The sequence below is a fragment of the Lachnoclostridium edouardi genome (assembly GCF_900240245.1).
Taxonomy (GTDB): domain Bacteria; phylum Bacillota; class Clostridia; order Lachnospirales; family Lachnospiraceae; genus Lachnoclostridium_A; species Lachnoclostridium_A edouardi.
Map to the genome: position 1 here is coordinate 1841400 of NZ_OESQ01000001.1, position 8601 is coordinate 1850000.

The 8601-nt window shown below is 37.7% G+C and carries 7 protein-coding genes (1 of these 7 cut by a window edge); all 7 read left to right on the forward strand.

Annotated features, from left to right (window positions below; translation table 11 throughout):
- Positions 1-17 precede the first annotated feature (17 nt).
- A complete protein-coding gene (dnaA, locus tag C1A07_RS08675) occupies positions 18-1394 on the forward strand; it encodes a chromosomal replication initiator protein DnaA (protein WP_101876762.1) in 1377 nt (458 codons plus the stop codon).
- A gap of 246 nt (positions 1395-1640) precedes the next feature.
- A complete protein-coding gene (gene dnaN / locus C1A07_RS08680; RefSeq protein ID WP_101876763.1) occupies positions 1641-2756 on the forward strand; it encodes a DNA polymerase III subunit beta in 1116 nt (371 codons plus the stop codon).
- A gap of 9 nt (positions 2757-2765) precedes the next feature.
- Positions 2766-2975, forward strand: coding sequence for an RNA-binding S4 domain-containing protein (locus C1A07_RS08685; protein ID WP_101876764.1), 210 nt, complete (start codon positions 2766-2768; stop codon positions 2973-2975).
- Positions 2976-2986: 11 nt separating this feature from the next.
- Entirely contained in the window at positions 2987-4072 is a 1086-nt protein-coding gene (recF, locus tag C1A07_RS08690) for a DNA replication/repair protein RecF (protein WP_101876765.1), read from the forward strand.
- 21 nt (positions 4073-4093) lie between these two features.
- Complete coding sequence (gene gyrB / locus C1A07_RS08695) at positions 4094-6004, forward strand: DNA topoisomerase (ATP-hydrolyzing) subunit B (RefSeq protein WP_101876766.1); 1911 nt, start codon at positions 4094-4096, stop codon at positions 6002-6004.
- A gap of 12 nt (positions 6005-6016) precedes the next feature.
- Positions 6017-8548, forward strand: a complete 2532-nt coding sequence (gene gyrA, locus C1A07_RS08700; protein ID WP_101876767.1) for a DNA gyrase subunit A — start codon at positions 6017-6019, stop codon at positions 8546-8548.
- A protein-coding gene (locus C1A07_RS08705) for a fumarate hydratase (RefSeq protein ID WP_101878096.1) crosses the window boundary here: on the forward strand, positions 8526-8601 show its 5' end (the start). Its footprint extends 791 nt past the window's final position; only the first 76 of its 867 coding nucleotides appear in the window; the start codon lies at positions 8526-8528; its stop codon lies off the right edge, out of view. Before gyrA ends, C1A07_RS08705 begins: the two co-directional genes overlap by 23 nt.

The following is an 8601-nucleotide window of genomic DNA, read 5'->3' on the forward strand; positions in this document are numbered from 1 at the left end:
CATTTAGGAGAATTGACATGTTGGAAAAATTACAGGAAAAATGGGAAGAAATTCTAAATTTTATGAAAGAAGAGCATGATATTACTGATGTCTCTTTTAATACATGGCTGCTTCCTCTAAAATTACATTCTGTTGAAAAGGATACTGTATACTTAGTTGTGCCAGATGCTAATTTTTTAGGATATTTAAAAAAGAAATATACTTTTCTTCTTAAAATTACAATTGAAGAAGTAACAGGCATCAAATGTGAAATTGAATTTGTAGAAGAAAGTCATATACAAGAAAAGGAAACCGCTGCTTCCCAAAGCGGTCATTTAATTCAAAAAACAGGGACGGAAGTCAGTCAGACTGCTATCCAGAATGCCAATTTAAATCCCAGATATACTTTTGATACCTTTGTAGTGGGAGCCAACAATAATTTAGCCCATGCAGCTTCTCTGGCTGTTGCAGAATCTCCAGGGGAAATCTACAACCCTCTTTTTATCTACGGAGGCGTGGGTCTTGGTAAAACCCACTTGATGCATTCCATTGCACATTTCATTTTAAAAAACAATCCAAAAGCTAAGATTTTGTACGTGACCTCTGAAAAATTTACAAATGAGCTGATTGATGCCATTAGAAATAAAAATAATATATCCACCACAGAATTCCGTGAAAAATACAGGAATAACGACGTCCTACTAATTGACGATATTCAGTTTATTATTGGCAAGGAAAGTACTCAGGAAGAATTCTTCCATACCTTTAACGCCCTTTATGAGGCAAAAAAACAGATTATCATTTCATCGGACAAGCCGCCGAAAGAAATTGAAACTTTAGAGGAGCGTCTCCGTTCCCGGTTCGAGTGGGGACTGACTGTAGATATTCAATCTCCTGATTATGAAACTAGAATGGCTATTTTAAGGAAAAAAGAGGAGTTAGAAGGCTACAACATAGATAATGAAGTTATTAAATACATAGCTACTAATATAAAATCCAATATCCGTGAGCTGGAGGGAGCTCTCACAAAAATCGTAGCTCTTTCTAAGCTGAACAAAAAGGAAATCAACATTGAACTGGCAGAAGAAGCGTTAAAAGACCTGATTTCTCCAAATGAAGCCCATGAGGTAACTCCGGAGCTGATTATTCAAATTGTATCTGAACACTTTGGATTAACTCCTTTAGATATTGCTTCCCAAAAGAGAAACAAGGAAATCGTATATCCCCGCCAAATTTCCATGTATTTATGCCGCCATATGACTGACACATCTCTTCAGGAGATCGGAAAATATTTAGGCGGACGAGATCACACCACCATTATTCACGGGATGGAAAAAATAGCTGCCGATCTTTCTACTAACAGCAACCTGCAAAATACAATTGAGATCTTAAAGAAGAAAATTAATCCACAATAACTTGTGGATGCGATGTGAGTTTTTTGTGTAAAACTTTTCCTCAATTTAACCTTGTGGATAAGTATGAAGTTCATCCTGATTTTTAAGACACTTTTTCACAACCTTATAAACAGGACAAAGTTTGCATCAAACAAGCTTTTTCTAACTTTTACACAAACCCACAGCCCCTACTACGAATGCTACGAAAATTAACTATAAATATATATATAAACCTGACTAACAACATAAAAGGAGTTATCAACAATTATGAAACTTATATTTAAAAAAGATCATCTTTTAAACGGACTTAATATTGTTTCTAAAGCGATTCCATCTAAAACCACCATGTCTATACTGGAATGTGTTCTCATTGATGCTTCTGCAGATCAAATTAAACTTACAGGTAATGATATGGAAATGGGCATCGAAACAACAGTAGAGGGAGATATTTTAGAGAAAGGAAAAATTGCCCTTGATGCAAAACTTTTCTATGAAATTATAAGAAAACTGCCTGCAGGAGATGCTCAGGTTACTATTGAATCAGATGCAAAATTTAACACTACAATTACATGTGAAAATTCTGTATTTAACATTCAGGGACGGGATGGGGAGGAATTTTCTTATCTCCCTTATATAGAAAAAGATAAATATATTAGTCTGTCCCAATTTACATTAAAGGAATCCATCAGACAGACTATATTTTCCATTGCAGTAAACGACAGCAACAAAATGATGTCAGGAGAATTATTTGAAATTAAGGGAAATGAGCTGAGAGTAATTTCCTTAGACGGCCACCGCATCTCTATTAGAAAAATCATATTAAAAGATAATTATGGAGACAACAAAGTAATTGTTCCCGGAAAGACTTTAACTGAAATCAGCAAAATTTTAAACGGCGACAATGAAAAAGAGGTTCTGATTTATTTCAGCAAAAATCATATTTTATTTGAATTTGACGATACCATTGTAGTGTCCCGCTTAATTGAAGGAGAGTATTTTAAAATTGATAATATGCTGTCCAATGATTATGAAACAAAGGTGAGAGTAAATAAAAGGGAATTTTTGGACTGTATTGACAGATCTATGATTTTAATTAGAGAAAGCGACAGAAAGCCGATTATTCTTAATGTTACAGATGAGAATATTGGCATCAAGGTAAAGTCTGCCTTTGGTTCTATGAATGCAGAAATAGATGTAAATAAAACTGGAAAAGACATTATGATTGCTTTTAATCCCAGATTTTTAGTGGACGCCTTAAAAGTAATTGACGATGAAACCATTGATCTTTATATGATGAATCCAAAATCCCCATGTTTTATAAGAGATGAGGAAGGAAAATACATTTATTTGATTCTTCCTGTTAATTTTATTGCGGAAAATTAAAGGAGAGCTATGGAAATTATAAAATTGCGAGATGAATACATTAAATTAGGTCAGGCCTTAAAAGCCGCCAATTTGGTAGGCTCCGGCGTAGAAGCAAAATATGCTATAGAGGACGGAACTGTAAAGGTAAACGGACAAGTAGAATATCAGAGAGGAAAAAAGCTGCACGACGGCGATGTGGTTGAGTTTAATGGGAATACCATTCGCATTCAGGCATAAAGGCTGATTCTATGTATATTGAGTCAATAGAACTGAAAAATTACCGGAACTATGAAGAGCTTCACATAGATCTGAACCAGGGCACTAATATTTTGTATGGAGACAACGCCCAGGGAAAGACAAACGTATTAGAATCTATTTATGTGTGCTGTACTACAAAATCCCACAGAAGCAGCAAGGACAAAGAACTGATTCAGTTTGGAGAATTAGAATCTCATATTAAGATGCAAATCAGAAAAAATAATGTGCCTTATCGCATCGATATGCATCTGAAAAAGAATAAGACAAAAGGCATTGCAATTAACGGCATACCTATTCGGAAAGCCAGCGAGCTGTTTGGAATTGTTAATGTAGTATTCTTTTCTCCAGAAGACTTGAATTTAATAAAAAACGGGCCGGCTGAAAGAAGAAGATTTGTAGATTTGGAATTATGTCAGCTGAATAAATTATATGTTCATGCTTTGGTACAGTACAATAAAGTAGTTCTCCAGAGAAATAAGCTTTTAAAAGAATTATCATTCCGCCCGGAATATGAAGAAACTCTGGATATTTGGGATATGCAGATGGTTCAGTACGGTGCGGAGGTAATTAAATACCGGAAAGAATTTATAGATCAGTTAAGCCAGATTGTTACTGTAATTCACAGTCAGCTTTCTGGAAACAGAGAAAATCTGACTATTGCTTATGAGCCTAATGTGCAGGCAGATGATATAGAAAACGGATTAAGAAGAAGCAGACAACAGGACATAAGACAGAAAACTACGTTAACAGGTCCTCACAGAGACGATATTTGTTTTTATGTAAATGGAATAGATATAAGAAAATTTGGCTCTCAGGGTCAGCAGAGGACTACTGCATTGTCTTTAAAGCTGGCGGAGATTGAGCTGGTAAAAAATATTATTAATGATTACCCTGTTTTGCTGTTAGACGACGTGCTGTCAGAACTGGATGGAAACAGACAAAATCATTTGCTGAATGAAATTAAACATATTCAGACTATTATTACATGTACAGGTCTGGATGAATTTGTAAACCATAGATTTCCCATTGATAAGATATTTAAAGTGGTGGATGGAAGCGTTATTAGTGAAAATTAAACTTGAATTAGGAGGATATATATGAGTGCTGAATACGGAGCAGATCAGATTCAGATTTTAGAAGGACTGGAAGCAGTAAGAAAAAGGCCGGGTATGTATATTGGCAGTACATCAACAAGAGGACTTCATCATCTGGTATATGAGATTGTAGATAATGCGGTCGATGAGGCACTTGCAGGTTATTGTACTGTTATTGACGTGCAGATTAACCATGACAACTCTATTACTGTTATTGATAACGGAAGGGGAATTCCAGTAGGAATCCAGAAAAAAGCAGGCCTTCCTGCAGTGGAAGTTGTATTTACCATCCTTCATGCAGGCGGAAAGTTTGGCGGCGGCGGATATAAGGTATCAGGCGGTCTTCACGGAGTAGGAGCATCTGTAGTAAATGCTCTGTCTGAATGGCTGGAAGTAAAGATTTATCAGGATGGAAAAATTTATCAGCAAAGATATGAAAGAGGAAAGGTTATGTATCCATTGAAAGTAATAGGAACATGCCCTGATGATAAACATGGAACAGAAGTCACCTTCCTGCCTGATAAAGAAATTTTTGAAGAAACAATTTATGATTATGATACTTTGAAAATAAGACTTAGAGAGACTGCTTTTCTTACAAAAAATCTTAAAATCGTTCTCAGAGACGACAGAGAGGAAAAAATAGAAAAAACCTTTCACTATGAGGGGGGAATCAGAGAGTTTATCACATATTTAAACAGAGGAAAGCAGCCTTTGTATGACCAGATCATTTACTGCGAGGGGACTAAGGACGACGTTTATGTAGAAGTTTCTATGCAGCACAATGATTCTTATACAGAAGGAATCTACAGCTTTGTAAATAACATTAATACTCCGGAAGGCGGAACACATTTAACAGGATTTAAAAATGCTCTGACAAAAACATTTAATGATTATGCCAGAAAAAATAAATTATTAAAGGAAAACGAGACCAGTCTGTCAGGAGAAGATATTAGAGAAGGACTTACTGCCATAATCAGTGTGAAAATAGGCGATCCTCAGTTTGAGGGACAGACAAAGCAGAAACTGGGCAACAGCGAGGCAAGAGGAGCTGTAGACAGCATTGTAAGTGAACAGCTGACTTATTTTCTGGAGCAGAATCCGGCAGTAGCAAAAACTATGCTGGAAAAATCTATTTTAGCTCAGAGAGCCAGAGCGGCGGCCAGAAAGGCGAGAGACTTAACAAGAAGAAAAACTGCTTTGGAGGGAATGGCCCTTCCTGGAAAGCTGGCTGACTGTTCAGACAAAAATCCGGCTAACTGTGAAATTTATTTAGTAGAGGGAGATTCTGCAGGAGGTTCTGCAAAGGACGCCAGAAATAAAAGCAATCAGGCCATTCTTCCTTTAAGAGGAAAAATTCTTAACGTAGAAAAAGCCCGTCTTGACAGAATTTATGGCAGCGCTGAAATTAAGGCTATGATTACAGCCTTTGGAACAGGTATTCACGAGGACTTTGATATCAGCAAGCTGCGCTATGACAAAATTATTATTATGACTGATGCAGATGTAGACGGAGCTCATATCAGCACCTTGCTGCTTACATTTATTTACAGATTTATGCCTGAATTGATTAAGCAGGGCCATGTTTATCTGGCTCAGCCGCCTCTTTACAAGGTAGAGAAAAATAAAAGAATCTGGTATGCGTACAGCGACGACGAGTTAAATGAAATATTAAAAAATATCGGCCGTGACAGCAGCAACAAAATTCAGCGGTATAAAGGTCTTGGAGAGATGGATGCAGAGCAGCTGTGGGAAACTACTATGGACCCGGAAAGACGAATTCTGCTTAGGGTAATTATGGATGAAGAGACGACTTCAGAGCTGGATTTAACATTTACTACATTAATGGGAGACCAGGTAGAACCGAGACGTGAATTTATTGAATTAAATGCAAGATACGGAACTCTGGACATTTAAGGAGGAGAAAATATGGAACCAAATGTGTTCGACAAAGTCCATGACATAGATTTAAAGAAAACCATGGAAAAATCATATATTGATTATGCAATGAGCGTAATTGCAGCCAGGGCTTTGCCAGATGTGCGGGACGGTTTAAAACCTGTACAGAGAAGAATTTTATATTCCATGATTGAGTTAAATAATGGTCCGGACAAGCCTCACCGTAAATGCGCCCGTATTGTGGGTGATACTATGGGTAAATATCATCCTCACGGGGACAGCTCTATTTATGGAGCTTTAGTAAATATGGCTCAAAGATGGTCCACCAGATACATGCTGGTAGACGGTCATGGAAACTTTGGCTCTGTGGACGGAGACGGCGCGGCCGCCATGCGTTATACAGAGGCTCGTCTCAGCAAAATTTCCATGGAAATGTTAGCTGACATTAATAAAAATACTGTTGATTTTGTACCTAACTTTGATGAGACGGAGAAGGAGCCTGTAGTGCTTCCGTCCAGATATCCCAATCTGTTAGCCAACGGAACATCAGGTATTGCCGTGGGCATGGCTACCAATATTCCGCCTCACAATTTAAGAGAAATTATTCAGGCTGTTGTTAAGATCATAGATAATTCTGTAATGGAAGACAGGGACACAGATATTGAAGAAATTCTGGAGATTGTAAAGGGACCTGATTTTCCAACAGGAGCTACTATTTTAGGCAGAAGAGGCATCGAAGAATCCTTCCGCACCGGTCGGGGAAAAATAAAGGTAAGAGCTGTCACAAACATTGAAACCCTGCCTAATGGAAAAAGCCAGATTATAGTAACAGAGCTTCCTTATATGGTAAATAAGGCTCGTTTAATTGAAAAAATTGTAGAGCTGGTTAAGGAAAAAAGGGTTGACGGAATTACAGACGTAAGGGATGAATCTAACAGAGAAGGAATTCGCGTTGTCATTGAGCTGCGGCGCGACGTAAACGCCAATGTACTGTTAAATCAATTATTAAAGCACACCCAGCTTCAGGATACATTCGGCGTAATTATGCTGGCTTTAGTCAATAACGAGCCTAAGGTTCTGAACATTCTTCAGATGCTTCAGTATTACTTAAAGCATCAAAAAGAGGTTGTCACAAGAAGAACTCAGTACGATTTAAATAAGGCGGAGGAGCGGGCTCATATTTTAGAAGGTCTGCTGATTGCTTTAGACAACATTGATGAGGTCATCCGTATTGTCAGAGGAAATGCTACTGCTCAGGGAGCTAAGATGGAATTAATGGAGCGTTTTTCATTAAGCGACGCTCAGGCTCAGGCAATTATTGATATGCGTCTCCGCACACTGACAGGTCTGGAACGAGAAAAAATTGAAAATGAATATAAGGAGCTGGAAATTAAAATTGCTGAATTAAAAGCAATTTTGGCTGATGAAAAGAAGCTGTTAGGAGTAATCAGAGAAGAAATCCTTATTATATCTGATAAATATGGAGATGACAGAAGGACAGCCATTGGATTTGATGATGACATGTCTGACGAAGATTTAATTCCAGATGAAGATACAGTAATTGCCATGACAAATCTGGGCTATATTAAGAGAATGTCTGTAGATAACTTTAAAAGTCAGAACCGGGGAGGAAAAGGAATCCGTGGTATGCAGACAATCGAAGAAGATTATATTGAAGATTTGTTTATGACCACAACTCATCATTATATTATGTTCTTTACTAACACAGGACGTGTATACAGATTAAAGGCATACAGTATTCCTGAGGCGGGGCGCACAGCCAGAGGAACAGCCATTGTGAATCTGCTTCAGATGCTTCCAGGAGAAAAAATAACTGCCGTAATTCCTATGAAGGAATATGATAATGACAAATTCCTGTTTATGGCTACTAAGGACGGCATGGTAAAGAAAACTCCTATGGTAGAGTATGAAAATGTCCGCAAAAATGGTCTGCAGGCCATTGTGCTGAGAGAAAATGACGAACTGATTGAAGTAAAGGCCACAGATAACGACAGAGATATTTTCCTGGTTACAAAAAATGGACAATGTATTCGATTCCACGAAACAGACGTAAGAATTACAGGGCGTGTTTCTATGGGCGTGATCGGTATGCGTTTAGATGATGAAGACCAGGTAGTAGGTATGCAGATCGACAGCCAGGGAGACTGCCTCCTTGTAGTTTCTGAAAAAGGTATGGGAAAGAGAACTCTTATAGATGAATTTAAGGCTCAAAAAAGAGGCGGAAGAGGTGTTCTTTGCTATAAAATTACAGAAAAAACAGGAGCTATCATAGGGGCAAAGCTGGTACACGACGATAGGGACATTATGTTAATTACAACAGAGGGAATTATTATCCGCCTTAGTGTAGATGACATTTCTATTATCGGCAGAAATACATCAGGTGTAAAATTAATGAATATAGACCAGGATACAGATATTACTGTAGCCAGCATTGCCAAGGTAAGAGAAAGTAAAAGCAGCGACGACGCAGAGGATGAAGAGAGGGAAGGCGATTCTTCATATAATGAGTCTGAAGAAAATGCAGAATCTGCAGGTGAATAAAGTGAGAAATATACCATTATCTGAAATAACAAATACAATAAAAGACATGTGCA

Coding starts and splice junctions, on each gene's coding strand:
- dnaA (WP_101876762.1), top strand. CDS start 18: ATGTTGGAAAAATTACAGGAAAAATGGGAAGAAATTCTAAATTTTATG.
- dnaN (WP_101876763.1), top strand. CDS start 1,641: ATGAAACTTATATTTAAAAAAGATCATCTTTTAAACGGACTTAATATT.
- C1A07_RS08685 (WP_101876764.1), top strand. CDS start 2,766: ATGGAAATTATAAAATTGCGAGATGAATACATTAAATTAGGTCAGGCC.
- recF (WP_101876765.1), top strand. CDS start 2,987: ATGTATATTGAGTCAATAGAACTGAAAAATTACCGGAACTATGAAGAG.
- gyrB (WP_101876766.1), top strand. CDS start 4,094: ATGAGTGCTGAATACGGAGCAGATCAGATTCAGATTTTAGAAGGACTG.
- gyrA (WP_101876767.1), top strand. CDS start 6,017: ATGGAACCAAATGTGTTCGACAAAGTCCATGACATAGATTTAAAGAAA.